The following is a 14278-nucleotide window of genomic DNA, read 5'->3' as shown; positions in this document are numbered from 1 at the left end:
TCTGCACCGCGAGCAGCCGCAAAAGCCCCTCGTTTCGGCGCGAAATGGGGGCTTTTGCGGCTGCTCGCCCCGAGCCGGTGAGCGGTGCCCTGCTGGTGGCGGGCACCGGCTCTGAGGCCGGGAAGTCGCTGGTGGTCGCCGGACTGTGCCGGCTGTTGGCGCGCAAGGGAATTCGAGTCGCACCGTTCAAGGCCCAGAACATGTCTAATAACTCGGCCGTCACGGTGGAAGGTGGCGAGATCGGTCGGGCACAGGCCACTCAGGCACGTGCCGCCGGCCTGGAGCCCAGCGTCAGGTTCAACCCGATCCTGCTGAAACCAGGTGCCGAGCGTATGTCGCAGTTGGTGGTGCGTGGACAGGTCGTCGACTCGGTCACCGCGGCAACCTACTTCGCGCACCGCGACCGGCTTGCCGCCATCGTCGCCGACGAGCTATCCGCTCTACGCGCCGAATTCGATGTGGTGATCTGCGAAGGTGCCGGCTCACCGGCTGAAATCAATCTGCGAGCAAACGATCTGGCCAACATGGGACTTGCCCGGGCCGCGAACCTTCCTGTCGTCGTGGTCGGCGACATCGACCGCGGGGGGGTGCTGGCGCACTTTTTCGGGACGATCGCGGTACTCGACCCCGGCGACCAGGAGCTGGTAGCGGGATTCATCGTCAACAAGTTCCGCGGCGATCCCGGCCTATTGGCACCCGGGTTGCGGCAATTGGCCGAACTGACCGGGCGCCCCACCTACGGGGTGCTGCCGTATGTTGACCAGCTCTGGCTGGACGCCGAGGACTCGGTGTCGGTGCGGGCTGGCCAGGTATTGGGCATCCCCCAGCCACCACGCGGCCGCCAATGGCTGCGGGTCGGCGCGTTACGGCTGCCACGGATCTCTAACTCCACCGATGTCGAGGCGCTGGCCTGCGAACCCGGGGTGCTGGTGCGCTGGATCAGCGATCCGGCCGAACTGGCCGACGTCGACGTGATCGTCGTGCCGGGCAGCAAAGCGACCGTTGCGGATTTGCGGTGGCTGCGCGACCGGGGTCTGGCGCGTGCCGTCGCAGCGCACGCCGAGTCCGGCGGCGCGGTGCTGGGCATCTGTGGTGGGTTTCAGATGTTGTGCCGCTCCATCGATGATCCGGTGGAGACACGCTCCGGCCGCGTCGAGGGGTTAGGACTGCTGGACGCCGATATCGTGCTGGACCCCGCTAAGGTGCTCCGGCGCTGGCGGGTCCCGCTGGTCGGCTACGAGATCCACCACGGCCGGGTCATCCGCTGCTGCGAGGATGGCTGGTTCGGCGTGGACGGATCCCCGCAGGGCTATCGGCACAACGGCGTGTTCGGGACCCATTGGCACGGCCTGTTCGACAACGACGCATTCCGCCGGCAATGGTTGACCGATGTGGCGGCCCTGACCGGGCGGGACGGATTCGTCGCGGCCGATGACGTCGACGTCGGGGCACGCCGCGACGCCCGGCTGGATCTGGTAGCCGATTTGCTAGCCGCCCACCTCGATATCGATGCCGTCGCGCGGTTGATCGAGGGTGGACCGCCGCCACGGCCGACCATTGTCACCGTGCTGCACTCCGCGCATGGCTCGTAGCGATTAGCCACAAACGGGACTGCCGCCCGGGTTCTGACATCTTTGGCTCGCTGGCAAGGCGACCCGTAGCTGATAGCGGCCTAAGAGAGCGGGCGAAACCGTCCACGTTCCGGTCGACTGAGGGTAACTTGCCAACGTGCCCTCGACGATGATGACCACTCTTGACGGGTTTCCCGTGCCCGTGGGGGTGGCGGGTCCGCAGAGAGGGTCCGTCGTCGTCGTGCTTGGCGCCGCCCGGTGCGCGGTCGCCGCGTATGACCCGGTGTGTCAGCGGCTGCACACGGCGTCGCTGCGGACGGTTGTCATCGGCTCCGACGCGCGGCTGACCGGCGAGTCCGTTGTCGGCATACTCGATTCGCTGGGGATCCGGTGGGGAGTGATCGTGGGCGACCGAGCCGGTGGTGAGCTCGCGTGGGAGCTGGCGGCGACCAGGCTGGACCGCTTCACCGCCTTGGTGGTTATCGACCGGGGACATCCGCGGGTGGCCGACCCAGCCGGTGTCATCCGTGACGAGCATTGCCCGCCGGTGGAGATCGACACCACCGCGCTGGTCAGCAACCCGGCGGCGCGGGCGGTGGCCCGTGCCAGCCAGCGGTTCGTTTACGCGGACTATCGGGTGGTGGACCTGCTCGGGCGACGCCACGCCCGGGAGTTGACGGCGCAACTGGCCGCCGAGATCGTGCTGCGCGCCCACACCTGGTGATCGCTGGGCCTGATTCCTATTCGCTCTCGTTCTATTCGTCGACGCCGAGTTCGTCGTCGGCCCACCTCACGGTGGCGTTCTGTCCCCTGGGGGCGGGCGCTACGGTAACGGTGTCCTCGCCGAACCATCGGAACACCGCCAACATCCGCGTTGGTGGGATTCACCGTGGCGGTCACCGACGAGAGGATGGCTAGGTTGGGTGCTTTCCGCCCCGGCGACGACCCAGGCCGTGTGCGGCCTGGGGAGGAGCGGGGCAATGTAGACCGCCCCGGCGACGACCCAGGCCGTGTGCGGCCTGGGGAGGAGCGGGGCAATGTAGACCGCCCCGGCAGCAGGCCGGTGGTGGGCATGACCGCCTATCTGGACCAGGCGCAAACCGGGGTCTGGAACGTGCCTGCCAGCTTCCTTCCGGCGGCCTACTTCCGGGGTGTCACGATGGCCGGCGGCATCGCGATGCTGCTGCCGCCGCAGCCGGTGGATCCCGGCATCGCCGAGCGGGTGCTCGACCGGCTGGATGCCCTGGTCATTACCGGCGGTAGCGACGTCGATCCCGCCCGCTACGGCCAGTGGCCGCACCCGGCCACCGACGCGCCCTGCGGTATCCGCGACGCCTGGGAGTTCACGTTGCTGGAATGTGCCCTGCGCCGTGGTTTACCGGTCCTAGGCATTTGCCGGGGCGCTCAGGTGCTCAACGTAGCGCTCGGCGGAACACTGCACCAGCATCTGCCCGACGTCATCGGCCACACCGGACATCGGCCCGGTAACGCGGTGTTCTCGACCGTTCCGGTGCGCATCGTCCCGGGCACCCGGCTGGCAGAGCTGCTCGGGGAGTCGGCGGAAGTGCAGTGCCACCACCATCAGGCGATCGCCGACACGGGCGGGGGCCTGCTCGTCAGCGCGTGGGATGCCGACGGGGTGATCGAGGCGATCGAGCTGCCCGGTGACAGCTTCGTGCTCGCCGTGCAATGGCACCCCGAACAAGCCCTGGACGACCTGCGGCTGTTCCTCGGGATCGTGGACGCGGCGCGGGCCTACGCGTGCGCACGGGCAGCCACCTGAGTTGTGGAGGCGGCGACGATACCGACCCGCCAGGGTTGCCGCACGCGGTGTCGCCGCAGCCCACTGGTGCAGACATCGTGTAGACCTGCAGACGGAGAAGCCCGGTCATCGTTGGCCGGAGCTGATCCGAACGGTTATCCGGCGGCCGGTGGACGCGGAACCACGGTGCGCCGAGCCTTGAGCCGGGAAGCGACGGCCGGGCTGACACGGCGCCCCGTGGTACTGGAGATCGGCGTAATGCGCACGCCGGCGGGTCCACTGCCCGACGATGCTTTCCACAATATGACCGGTAGCCCCACTCCGCTGGTCGCCGGTTTGCAGATCGACGCCACCGCGAACCATGTCCCGGGCACCGACAACCGGCCTACCCGGGTCGCCCCGCCGATCCCCGCAGACATGTCCGGCCCGGCGTCAACACCGTCGGAGCTAGTAAACGCCCCTACCGGCCGGATTGCCGTGCTAGCGGCATTTCCGGGCGTGCCGTTCGTCCTCTCGGAGCCCAGCGCGCTCATCACCATATTCATCGGATATGGCGCATACATCGCGAAAATAGCCGGAACGGTCGGTGAGGCCAGTTGCGGCAGCGAGGACAATCCCGACGGCGACGACACGGACCGCGACGGTCGCCAGGCAGACCCCGATGGTGAGGCCAGCCGTTGCAGTGCCGGAGGCACGGCCCCGATGAGTTGCGGGCCTGTCGCCAGGATCTCTTGCGCGCCGGCAGCGGACAAGGGCCCGGTGGTTTTGGCGATCGCGCCGTCTCGCCTTGCCAGCCCTGACGGGTCAACGGTAACCGGCGGCGAGTCGAATGGCATTACCTTCGCCGCGGCCGCGGCCGCGCTCGCGTAGGCGTACATCGCGGCGGCGTCTTGGGCCCACATTTCCTCGTAGTCAGCCTCAATGGCCGCGATTGCCGGGCTGTATTGAGCCAGAAAATTCGTCGCGGCCACCCTCCTTAGTTGAGCGCGATTGGCGGCGATCAACGGTGGTGGCACCGTCATCCGATGCGCGATGTCGAAGGCACCGGCAGCGGCCCTGGCCTGGGCGGCCGCCTGCTCGGCCTTTGCGGCGGTGTCGGTCAGCCACGCCACATAGGGTGCTGCCGCGGCCGCCATCAAGTCCGCCGACGCGCCGTCCCATCCACCGCCGGCCAGGCTTGAGGTCACCCACTGATAGCCCGCCGCCGCGGTGTGCAGCTCGGTGGCCAGCCGCCCCCAGGCCACTGAGGCAACCAGCATCGACAGCGCACCCGGACCGGCGTACATACGACCAGAGTTGACTTCCGGCGGCAATTTCCCGAAATCCATTGTCCATCACCCTTTGGTTGGTCTTTAGTTGGTCATGACCGCGTTGGCGGCCTCGGTGATCGCATAGGAGCCGGCGCTGGCTCGCAATGTGGACACGAACAGCTCATGCATCGCCGCGGCTTGGGCGATGGCTGCCTGGCACATGATGGCGTGCGCAGCGAACTGCGCTGCGGTGAGCGCAGAGACCTCATCGGCGGCGGGAGGGACCACCGCGGTGGTGGGTGCTGCTGCAGCCGCGCCGCTGGCGGCCATCGTCGAGCCGATAGCGTCCAAATTGCCGGCGGCCGCGGCGAGTGTTTCCGGTTCGACAGTGACGAAAGAGGTGGTGACGAAAGACACGGACTACTCCTCGATAAACACGGACTCGATAAACACGGACTCGATAAACACGGACTCGATAAACACGAACTCGATAAGCACGGACTCGTGGCTCGTCCGCGCTGGGGCGGCACCAGGCTTACCAGTGCTGTGCTGCGCAGAGCTTCACTCGGGGCAACCGGTCGACCTGTGGTCTTCGCTTGTTGCGGTCCGGCGCGGCAGTTGGCACCGGGTCAGCGGTTACCGGCCGTCGCGACAGGGCACCGCAGCCTGGCGCCGGCCGATCAGCGTCGGCTGACGCAAAGCCATGTCAAAAGATCAGCACCCGCGGTAACCGTGGCCGGCCCACGTGCGGTGGGCGGCGAAGCCAAGTGCCCAGTGCCCGATGGGTTCCACGCGGCAGGCAAAGAATTCGGCAACGTATCCGCCGCGTCGGGCGACGGCGACCACCACGACGCCAGTGACGGCGACAAAGTTGGCGGCAGCTCATGTCCCGGCTCGGCCGGGGTCACCACCTGATCGCCCTGATCGACCGCGGGTGAGGAGCCGGTGCCAAGCTGTTCGCGGCCGCTGTGCAAAGCGCTGTGCAAAGCGCCGGCGGACATCGGCACCGACTGGGGCAGCATGGCCACAATGCGCTCGGATTGCGCTAGCCAGAGCCCGGTGACGGCGGCGAGCAAACACAAACCCGTAATGATCCCGGCGACTGATCGCCGCCGTGGCCGCCTGGGTACCGCCGTCAACGTTCCGATACCTCAACCCTACCAGCGTTTCCGGGTGCGACACCTCCGTACGAGCGCGGGCGAAACCCCATCGGATGAGCCGGCTGGGCCGCTGCGCGACTCGACCGCGTCCGGCCTGGTCAGGCCTCGTGTTGCGGGACCATGGTCCATCTCTCTTCGATGCGGCCGAAACGCCAAACCACCAGGGCGAGCGCCCAGGTGATGACGAACAGGCCGACGATGCCGAAGCCGAGCTTGCTGAAGCTGACGTTTTGAATCCAATCCCAGAAGGCGCCCCTCAGGGCCAGCTGTTGGCCGAGGATCTGAAGGATTTCCAGGCCGCCGATGAGCAGCGCCACGGCGACCGAGAGCCCGGTGACGGTGATGTTGTAGTAGACCTTGCGCACGGGTTTGGAGAACGCCCAGCCGTAGGCGAAGTTCATGAACGAGCCGTCGATGGTGTCGAACAGGCACATGCCGGCGGCGAACAGCACGGGCAGGCACAGGATGGCGTACCAGGGCAGGCCGACCGCGGCACTGGTGCCGGCCAGCACGAGCAGGGCGACTTCGGTGGCGGTGTCGAATCCCAGCCCGAACAGCACGCCGACCGGATACATGTGCCACGACGTGGTGATCGATTTGGTAAGCCCACCCAGGATCCTGTTGAAAAAGCCACGGTGGTTGAGCTGTTCTTCGAGCTCGGCCTCGTCGTAGACGCCGCTGCGCATCCGCGCGAAGACGCGCAAGATACCGGCCAGCACGACGATGTTGATGATTGCTATCAGGCAGAGGAACACTCCCGAGACGCCGGTGCCGATCAAACCGGTGTAATGGTGCAGCGCTGACGAATCGTTTTTGACGGGTCCGATGATGGCCTTCATGCCGAACGCCAGCAGCGCCGCCAGTGCGAACACGATGGTGGAGTGGCCCAGCGAGAAGAAGAACCCGACGGCCAGCGGGCGCTGACCGTCGTTCATCAGCTTGCGGGTCACGTTGTCAATGGCCGCGATGTGGTCGACGTCGAACGCGTGCTTAGACCCCAGCGCGTAGGCCGTCAGCCCGATGCCGACGCCGAACACCTTGTCCCCGAGGCTGAAGTGGGCGGGCTGCACCACGAATACCAGCGTCCCCCAGCCGATGAGATTCAGCACGGCGATCGCTGCGAGCATCGAGCCCAGGCGCGTCCACTCCGAAGGCGTCAGGGTGCCTCGCCGCCCCGACCGTGACGAGGAGCGTCGCCTTACGAGAACATCACCGGCCATGTCGCGTCCTTCCGCCCGCATTGCACCCGCAGGTAGCCCGCATGTAGAAAGCCATGCCCCTGAACCCTATGCCGTGGCACTCGCGCGGGGTAGCCGGTTCACCAATGGAGCTGCAAGTATTTTGCAGGTGTTCACCGGCCTATGGTCAGCCGCGGAAGACGATCAGGGGAATTGCCATTTCTTGCGGGGTGGTTCCGCCGTGGAAGCCGACGAGGCGAGCCACTTCCGGTGGCTCGTGAGCGGTGGCCAGGATCGCGGTGTCGCCGGTGCAGATGACAACGACGTCGCCGATGCGGGTGCGGTGTTGCGGGCGCACCGGCCCGAACATTCCCATCGCCGTGGCTTCCTCGCGGCTGAGCACCTCGGCGCGCCCGCCAAGCACCTCCCTCCAGGCGGCCTGCACGTCGGCCGCGGCGCCGGGCTCGGTGTGCAGGTACCGAACGCGTGGCTCGCCGGCCACGACGCGGACGCCCGCGCCCAGCCGGGGGTCGGTGCTCAGGTCGACACGGGCATCCGCCGGGACGTTCAATCCCCCGTGATCGGCGGTGACCAGCAACGCGGCGTCCGGTGGCAGCGCCTCGAGCAGTCGGCTCAGCAGCGCATCGACCCGGGCCGCCGCCTGGTGCCACTGGGGCGAGCCGATGCCGAACAAATGCGCCGCGGTGTCGAGTTCAGCCGTGTAACCGTAGAGCAGCCCCGGTGTCGCGCGCAGCTCGTCGGCCAGCCGCGAGGCGTAGTCGTCGTCTTTGCCGGCGGCCCGGAACTCGGCGCCGCGGTAGGCCGCCTCGGTCAGGCCGCTGCCGATAAACGGTGCCGGCAGGACGGCCCGGGCGCGCGCGCCGGCCTGCGCGAGGCGTTGAAACCAGGTGGGGACGGGCTGCCAGCGGGAAGGCGGTGGGTCGTCGCGCCACCGGATATGGTTGAGCACCCGGTCGGCAGCGGGAAGTTTGAGGGTGAAGCCCAGGATGCCGTGCTCGCCGGGAAGCGCGCCGGTGCCGAGGGACACCAGGCTGGTCGGCGTGGTCGACGGGAAGGTGCTGGCCAGCTCGACCAGGTGCCCGGCGCCGCCGGAGAGGACCGAGGCCAGCAGCGGCGCGTCGGCCGCCATCTGCGGGAGCAGCCGCCAGCCCATCCCGTCGACGAGCACGACGGCGATGCGTCGCACGGTGCCAAGACGGCCGGTCAGTGCCAGCGGGTCGGCCACGCCCGAAATCCCGAGGAGCGCGGCCGCAGAAGGCAGCACGTCGCAGATAGAACCGGCCACGACCGCCAGTCTGGCAGCCACGGCGCAGCGCAGGCCGAATCGCCGTCTGCCCTCGGGCGGTGCGCTGCGGCGGATGTGCGCGATACTGGGGGGGTGGTCAAAGCGTCGGCTTTAGATCCGGCCGTCACCAAACGCATCGGTGAGATGCTGCGGTCGCGGGGGTTGCGGCGAATGGCGTCGCGTATCGCCGTGCTGGCGGTTCTTGAGCCGGTCAGCGGGCACCTGTCGGTTGCCGAGATCCACCAAGGGGTGCGCCGGTGCCTGCCCGCGGGCACCCCGCCACCGGATCTGGCGACGATCTATCGCACGGTGACCACTCTGGTGGATCAGGGAGTGCTGCATGCGTTGACCCTCGAGGGGGGTGTCACCACCTACGGGCTGGCCATCGATCCGCACCACCACGCGGTGTGCACCCAGTGCGGGTCGATCATCGAGGTGCCGGCGCGCCGGCTGACGTCAGCGCTCCAGCACGCGATGGCGGGCAGCTCGTTCACCCTGTCCGAACGGGCCGGGCTCACCCTGCACGGCCTGTGCCCGCACTGCCAGGGTGATAGCCGCGACGACGGTGAGCCAGTCGGCTGATTGCGCGTCGCGGGCAGCTGTCAGCTCAAGTTCAGTAACGCGTTCTCGACGACTTCGGGTAGCGCCGGATGGATCCAGTACTGGCCGCGGGCCATCTCGGCGGCGGTAAGCCCGAAGCTCATCGCGCCGATCAGCGGCTGGATGATCGACGAAGCCTGATAGCCCATGATGTGCGCGCCCAGGAGCCGGCCGCTGACGCGATCGGCGATCACCTTGGCAATCCCGGTGGTATCCTCCATCGCCCAGCCGTAGGCGACGTCGGCATAATGCTGGATCGCGACAGACACATCGAAACCCTTTGCAACAGCCTGGTTTTCGGTAAGCCCCACGGTAGCTATCGGCGGATCTGTGAATACCGCCGACGGGACGTAGCGGTGGTCGGTGGCGACCATCGAGTCGGTGTCATCCCAGTCGCACAGCAGGTTGTGCTGCACGACACGGGCCTCATGGTTGGCGACGTGCTTGAGCTGATACGGCGAGGAGACATCACCAAGGGCGAAAACGCCGCGGGCGGAGGTCCTTTGGTACTCATCGACCAGCACCCTGCCGTCGTCGATGGTGACCCCGGCCTGCTCGGCGTCCAGCAAATCGGCGTTGGATACCCGGCCGGTCGCCACGAGCAGCATGTCGGCGTTTACCTCGCTGCCATCATCAAGGCTCAGGGTGACGCCGGATCCGTCGCGGCGTGCGTCGACAACCTTGCGGTGGCTGCGAAGTTCCCATTTGGTGGCGGCCATGCGGGTAAAGCGTTCGGAGATGGTGTCGTCGCAATGCCGCAGCAGCATGCCGCCGCGGATCACCAGGGTGATCCGGACACCGAGCGCGGAGAAGATATGCGCGAATTCGGCCGCCACAAACCCGCCCCCCACGATCGCCAGGCGCTCGGGCAACTCCGGGATCCGCATGATGGTGTCGCTGGTGTGATAGTCGACGCCGCTGGTGAGGATGGCCCGCGGAATCACCGGCCGTGATCCGGCGGCGATCACCACTTGTTCGGCGGTGAACTCATCACCGGCGTCGGTGCGCAGCAGATAACGCCCGTCGGCCTGGACCGGCCCGAAGTGGGTGTGCCGGCCATACACGTCGATATTGGGCGAGGAACGGCGGAAATCCTCGCCGCTGATCGCGATCGGGTCGATGCGCCCGAAGACCCGCGAGACGATGTCATCCCAGCGCACCCTGTCGATACGCGCGTCGACGCCGTAACGTGCGGCGCGGCGTATGGTGTTAGCGACCTCCGCGGCGTAGACGAGCATCTTCGTCGGGATGCACCCGACGTTGAGGCAGGTGCCTCCGAAGGTGCCCTCTTCGCAGATCGCCACCCGTTTGCTCGCGTAACGCTCATCGAGAATGCTGTTGCCTGAACCGGTTCCGATGATCGCGAGATCGTAGTTTTCCATGCGCCTCACCCATCCCCGTCCGATGCTCTCGCATGAGCGGTGGCGTGCGGGCCGCAATCGGCCCGCAAATACCAGCTCAACCAGGTATCGAGTTCCCGGTAGGCGGCTTGACGAGGCCCTGGCATCGACAGGAATACATCGTGTTTGGCGTCGGTCACCGGGACGATGGTGCTGTGGTTGCCGACGCACCCGGCCCACCGAGCGATCTGTCTCACGTCGAGCACCGCGTCGCCGCAGTGCCGGGTGATCGAGTCGGCGGTTTCCGGCACGCTGTGATCTGAGCGCAGGATCAAGTTGGGCACACCGACGTCAAGCCCGCGGTGCAGTCGCGCCTGACCGCGGCGGACAGCGTGCAGCCACCCGAAGGTGATCGGGAAGCCGCCCAGCGGCTTCCACTGCAGGTTGTAGTCGAACTCGCCGTCGTAATCCCGATGCAGGCTGGCGCCGTACCCGACGTCTCCCGGCCCACGGGCAACCCGCCTTTTGCCCAGCCGCGCTATCGCGGCGATCACGGCCGACATCGCGCCGGTGCGCAAGATCGGGGGGCCGTGCAGATCCAGCCAGGGGCTGTTGAGCACCAAGCCGCCCACACCCGCTTGCGCGGTGGCACCCCGGCGCCGCAGTTGATCCAGCCAGAGCGACACGATGAGCCCGCCGGCGGAATGGCCATACACCAGCACCCGGACGGGACGGGTCGCAGATGTCTGCGCACGGATGACGGCCAGGGCCGCATCGAGATCGCGCTCGTAGCGTGCCAGGTCGGTGGTGAAGTGCGGGGTCTGGCCGGCGCGCTGCGACCGCCCGCACTTGTGCAGATCCACGGCATAAAAGGCGAAGCCGCGGTGGGCGAAGTGATCGGCCAGGGCGGTGTTGAAAAAGTAGTCGGTGTAGCCGTGCACCGCCAGCACGGCGTGCGCTGTGGCCGCGGCCTCCCCGCGTCGTACCAGGGTGGCCACCAGATCGCCCTCGCCGTCGGGATCGCGGCCCAACGCGATCGTGTGTTGCCAATAGCCGGGCAGGACATCAGGCTCCCAGCCAGTCACGGGGCCAGCTTAAAGGGTGCTTCGCACCGGTAGGCGCTCGGCAGCTTGGCCCGACAGCGGGCTGACCGCTATAGCGCCGGTCCCCAGGGCCCGGGCGGCGGGGGCGGGCCCCAGGGCCCGGGCGGCGGTGGCGGTCCCCAAGGGGGTGGCGGTCCCCAGGGTCCGGGCGGCGGTGGCGGTCCCCAAGGGGGTGGCGGTCCCCAGGGCCCGGGCGGCGGTGGCGGTGGCGGCCCGGGTGGTCCGGGCCACGGCTGCTCCGGCAGTGGCAGTGGCGCACCGGCGAGAGGTTGCGCTACGGGGGTTGTGGGGCCGGGCGCAACCACCGCGGCGGTGATGACAGCGCCGACGAGGAGTCCGGTCACGCCGACGCCGATCACCGTGCCGACGGGGCGCCGCCGCGCTTGTCCGCTCACGAAAACCCATGGCCCCTGATGAGTCCCCGCCGGCTGGTCGGCAACCGCTGGGTGTTCGACGCCCGTGCGGTTGGCTGCCGTGATCTTGCCGGTGTTGCCGTCGTGCTCGTCGTCGTGGGCCATGGGGGCCTCCAATTGCCGATCGGTGTCGATACCAGGAGGGTCGTCAGTCTAACCGGACGGGCATCTGGGGAAAACCGGCTTTTGTTGTCTGCTGATTTGTCTTCTGGGCAGGACCAACCGCGAAACCGTCGCCGTGCCGCGATGACGTCCACCCCGGCCGGGATAACCTGAGGACCATATCGCCGAACAGCCCGCGCGACCACGAAGGACCAACGATCCGATGCCAGGCCCAGCGAGAACCGCGAAGTCCGACGTCGTGCTGGTGGGCGCGGGCATTATGAGCGCCACGCTGAGCGCACTGCTGCGCCGGCTGCAGCCGGACTGGTCGATCACGCTGGTGGAACGGCTGGATGCGGCGGCCGCCGAAAGCACCGATCCCTGGAACAACGCCGGAACCGGGCATTCCGCGCTTTGCGAATTGTTTTACACGCCGCTGCGCAACGGCTCCGTCGACATCACCAAAGCCGTGCACGTCAACGAGCAATTCCAGGTCACCCGTCAGTTCTGGGCATACGCGGCGGAAAGCGGCATCGTGACCGACGTGCGCGGCTTCCTGCACCCGATCCCCCACGTCGTCTTCGTGCACGGCGCCGAGCGCGTGGACTACCTGCGCCGCCGCTGGCGCGCGCTGAGCGCCAACCCGTTGTTCGCCGACACCGAATTCATTGACAGCCCAGATGAATTTGCCCGCCGCTTGCCGTTCATGGCCGCCAACCGTGACTTCTCCGAGCCGATAGCGCTCAGCTGGGCCCAACACGGCACCGACGTGGACTTCGGCGCGCTGACCAAGCAGCTCATCGGCGACGGCCTGCGCAGCGGGATGGCCGCGCTTTTCGGTCATGAAGTCGCTGGGCTGTCGCGGGAGTCCGACGGCAGCTGGACGCTGACCATCCGCAATCGGCGCACCGCGCAGAAACACAAGCTCAACGCCAAGTTCGTCTTCGTCGGTGCCGGCGGTAACACGCTGCGGCTGTTGCAGCGCTCCGGCATCAAGGAAGTCAGGGGATACGGTGGTGTCCCGGTGAGCGGCAAGTTCCTGCGCAGCGCCAACCCCGAGCTCACCGCCGCGCACCGGGCCAAGGTGTACGGCTGCCCCGCGCCGGGCGCGCCGGCGATGACGGCGCCGCATCTGGACGCGCGGATCATCAACGGCAAGTCGTGGCTGCTGTTCGGGCCGTTCGCCGGCTGGTCGGCGAAATTCCTGAAGCACGGCCGGATCAGTGACCTGCCGCGGTCGATCACACTCCACAACGCGCTACCGATGCTTCGCGGCGGCATCGGCCAGTTGAGGCTGCTGAGTTATCTGATCGGCCAGCTGATGATGTCCCAACCCGCTCGGGTCGACGCGCTACGGGAGTTCGCCCCGGCGGCGGCGGAGGCGGACTGGGAGACCACGACCGCGGGTCAGCGGGTGCAGGTGATTCGTCGCGACACGCGAGCAGGCGGGGTGCTCGAGTTCGGCACCACGGTGGTGATCGGCGGCGACGGCAGCATCGCCGGGCTGCTCGGCGCCTCCCCGGGGGCCTCGACCGCCGTCTCGGCCATGCTCGACGTGCTGGCGCGCTGCTTTCCCGGCCGGTACCGGTCCTGGTTGCCCACTCTCAAAGACATGGTGCCGTCGCTGGGGATCCGGTTATCCGATGAGCCGGCGTTGTTCGAGAAGGTGTGGTCCTGGGGAACCAGGGTGCTGCGATTGGAGCCGGACACCTCGGGGGCGCCGGGCGGGGCCGATCATTCGTCGTTTTCACCGGCCGCGGCGGCACCATGACACCGTATCCGTTCAGTGCGATCGTCGGGCAGGACCAGCTGCGGCTGGCGCTGTTGCTGTGCGCCGTGCGCCCGGAGATCGGCGGGGTGCTCATCCGCGGCGAGAAGGGCACCGCCAAGTCCACGGCGGTGCGTGGGCTGGCCGGCCTGTTGTCCAGCGTCGCCGGGGGCGCCGGCCTGGTCGAGCTGCCGATCGGCGCCACCGAGGACCGGGTGATCGGCTCCCTGGATCTGCAGCGGGTGCTGCGCGACGGCGAGCACGCGTTCTCGCCCGGACTGCTGGCGCGCGCCCACGGCGGCGTGCTCTACGTCGACGAGGTCAACCTGCTGCACGATCACCTGGTCGACCTGCTGCTCGATGCCGCCGCGATGGGGCGGGTGCACATCGAGCGCGACGGCATCTCCTATTCGCATGAGGCCCGGTTCGTGCTGATCGGCACGATGAATCCGGAGGAGGGCGAGCTGCGCCCGCAGCTGCTGGACCGCTTCGGTCTGACGGTCGACGTGCACGCGTCGCGCGACGTCGACGTGCGGATGCGCGTCATCCGCCGGCGGATGGCCTACGAGGCCGACCCGGACGGGTTCGCCGCGCGCTATGCCGACGCCGACGCCGAGCTGGCCGACCGGATCGCCGCAGCCCGCCGGCTCGCCGGCGACGTGGTGCTGCCCGATAGCGAGTTGCGCCGCATCGCGCGGCTGTGCGCGGCGTTCGATGTCGACGGC

Annotated in this window: 13 protein-coding genes; 7 read left to right on the top strand and 6 right to left on the bottom strand. The window is 68.1% G+C overall.

Features of this window, described 5'->3' with window-relative positions:
* The first annotated feature begins 77 nt into the window (after window positions 1-77).
* The 3 genes from MSM1_RS00065 to MSM1_RS00055 all read left to right on the top strand — a co-directional run bounded on the left by MSM1_RS00065 (window position 78) and on the right by MSM1_RS00055 (window position 3354).
* Window positions 78-1592, top strand: coding sequence for a cobyric acid synthase (locus tag MSM1_RS00065; protein ID WP_307857234.1), 1515 nt, complete (start codon window positions 78-80; stop codon window positions 1590-1592).
* Window positions 1593-1743: 151 nt separating this feature from the next.
* A complete protein-coding gene (locus MSM1_RS00060) occupies window positions 1744-2295 on the top strand; it encodes an alpha/beta hydrolase (RefSeq protein WP_213441206.1) in 552 nt (183 codons plus the stop codon).
* A 186-nt stretch (window positions 2296-2481) separates the two neighbouring features.
* Window positions 2482-3354, top strand: a complete 873-nt coding sequence (locus MSM1_RS00055; RefSeq protein ID WP_213441205.1) for a gamma-glutamyl-gamma-aminobutyrate hydrolase family protein — start codon at window positions 2482-2484, stop codon at window positions 3352-3354.
* A gap of 134 nt (window positions 3355-3488) precedes the next feature.
* Here MSM1_RS00055 and MSM1_RS00050 read toward each other — a convergent pair whose 3' ends face one another.
* The 4 genes from MSM1_RS00050 to MSM1_RS00035 form a co-directional block, all read right to left on the bottom strand.
* Entirely contained in the window at window positions 3489-4661 is a 1173-nt protein-coding gene (locus tag MSM1_RS00050) for a PPE family protein (RefSeq protein ID WP_213439645.1), read from the bottom strand.
* Window positions 4662-4685: 24 nt separating this feature from the next.
* Window positions 4686-5000, bottom strand: a complete 315-nt coding sequence (locus MSM1_RS00045; protein ID WP_213439644.1) for a PE family protein — start codon at window positions 4998-5000, stop codon at window positions 4686-4688.
* A gap of 841 nt (window positions 5001-5841) precedes the next feature.
* Window positions 5842-6963, bottom strand: a complete 1122-nt coding sequence (locus MSM1_RS00040) for a HoxN/HupN/NixA family nickel/cobalt transporter (RefSeq protein ID WP_213439643.1) — start codon at window positions 6961-6963, stop codon at window positions 5842-5844.
* Between the two features lie 145 nt (window positions 6964-7108).
* On the bottom strand, window positions 7109-8227 hold the full coding sequence (locus MSM1_RS00035) for an alkaline phosphatase family protein (protein WP_213439642.1): 1119 nt from the start codon (window positions 8225-8227) through the stop codon (window positions 7109-7111).
* Between the two features lie 144 nt (window positions 8228-8371).
* Between MSM1_RS00035 and MSM1_RS00030 the strand changes: the two genes are divergently transcribed.
* Window positions 8372-8809 (top strand): Fur family transcriptional regulator, encoded by a 438-nt coding sequence (locus MSM1_RS00030; RefSeq protein WP_213441204.1) that lies wholly within the window; start codon window positions 8372-8374, stop codon window positions 8807-8809.
* Window positions 8810-8829: 20 nt separating this feature from the next.
* On the opposite strand, the gene mtr is transcribed toward MSM1_RS00030, so the two are convergent.
* Together mtr and MSM1_RS00020 are read right to left on the bottom strand one after the other, a co-directional pair.
* Complete coding sequence (gene mtr, locus MSM1_RS00025) at window positions 8830-10209, bottom strand: mycothione reductase (protein ID WP_213439641.1); 1380 nt, start codon at window positions 10207-10209, stop codon at window positions 8830-8832.
* A 5-nt stretch (window positions 10210-10214) separates the two neighbouring features.
* Window positions 10215-11252, bottom strand: a complete 1038-nt coding sequence (locus MSM1_RS00020) for an alpha/beta hydrolase (RefSeq protein WP_213439640.1) — start codon at window positions 11250-11252, stop codon at window positions 10215-10217.
* 287 nt (window positions 11253-11539) lie between these two features.
* On the opposite strand from MSM1_RS00020, the gene MSM1_RS00015 reads away from it, so the two are divergent.
* The 3 genes from MSM1_RS00015 to MSM1_RS00005 all read left to right on the top strand — a co-directional run.
* Complete coding sequence (locus tag MSM1_RS00015; RefSeq protein ID WP_213439639.1) at window positions 11540-11959, top strand: hypothetical protein; 420 nt, start codon at window positions 11540-11542, stop codon at window positions 11957-11959.
* A 49-nt stretch (window positions 11960-12008) separates the two neighbouring features.
* Complete coding sequence (mqo, locus tag MSM1_RS00010) at window positions 12009-13556, top strand: malate dehydrogenase (quinone) (protein WP_213439638.1); 1548 nt, start codon at window positions 12009-12011, stop codon at window positions 13554-13556.
* On the top strand, window positions 13553-14278 hold a 726-nt coding region (locus MSM1_RS00005), incomplete at its 3' end, for an ATP-binding protein (RefSeq protein ID WP_213439637.1). The genes mqo and MSM1_RS00005, both read left to right, overlap by 4 nt.

Origin of the sequence: Mycobacterium sp. SM1, from assembly GCF_018361265.1 — a bacterium.
In the GTDB taxonomy this organism is placed as follows: Bacteria; Actinomycetota; Actinomycetes; order Mycobacteriales; family Mycobacteriaceae; genus Mycobacterium.
Note: the sequence above shows the minus strand (reverse complement) of the source record. Positions and strands in the feature narration are given on the sequence as shown.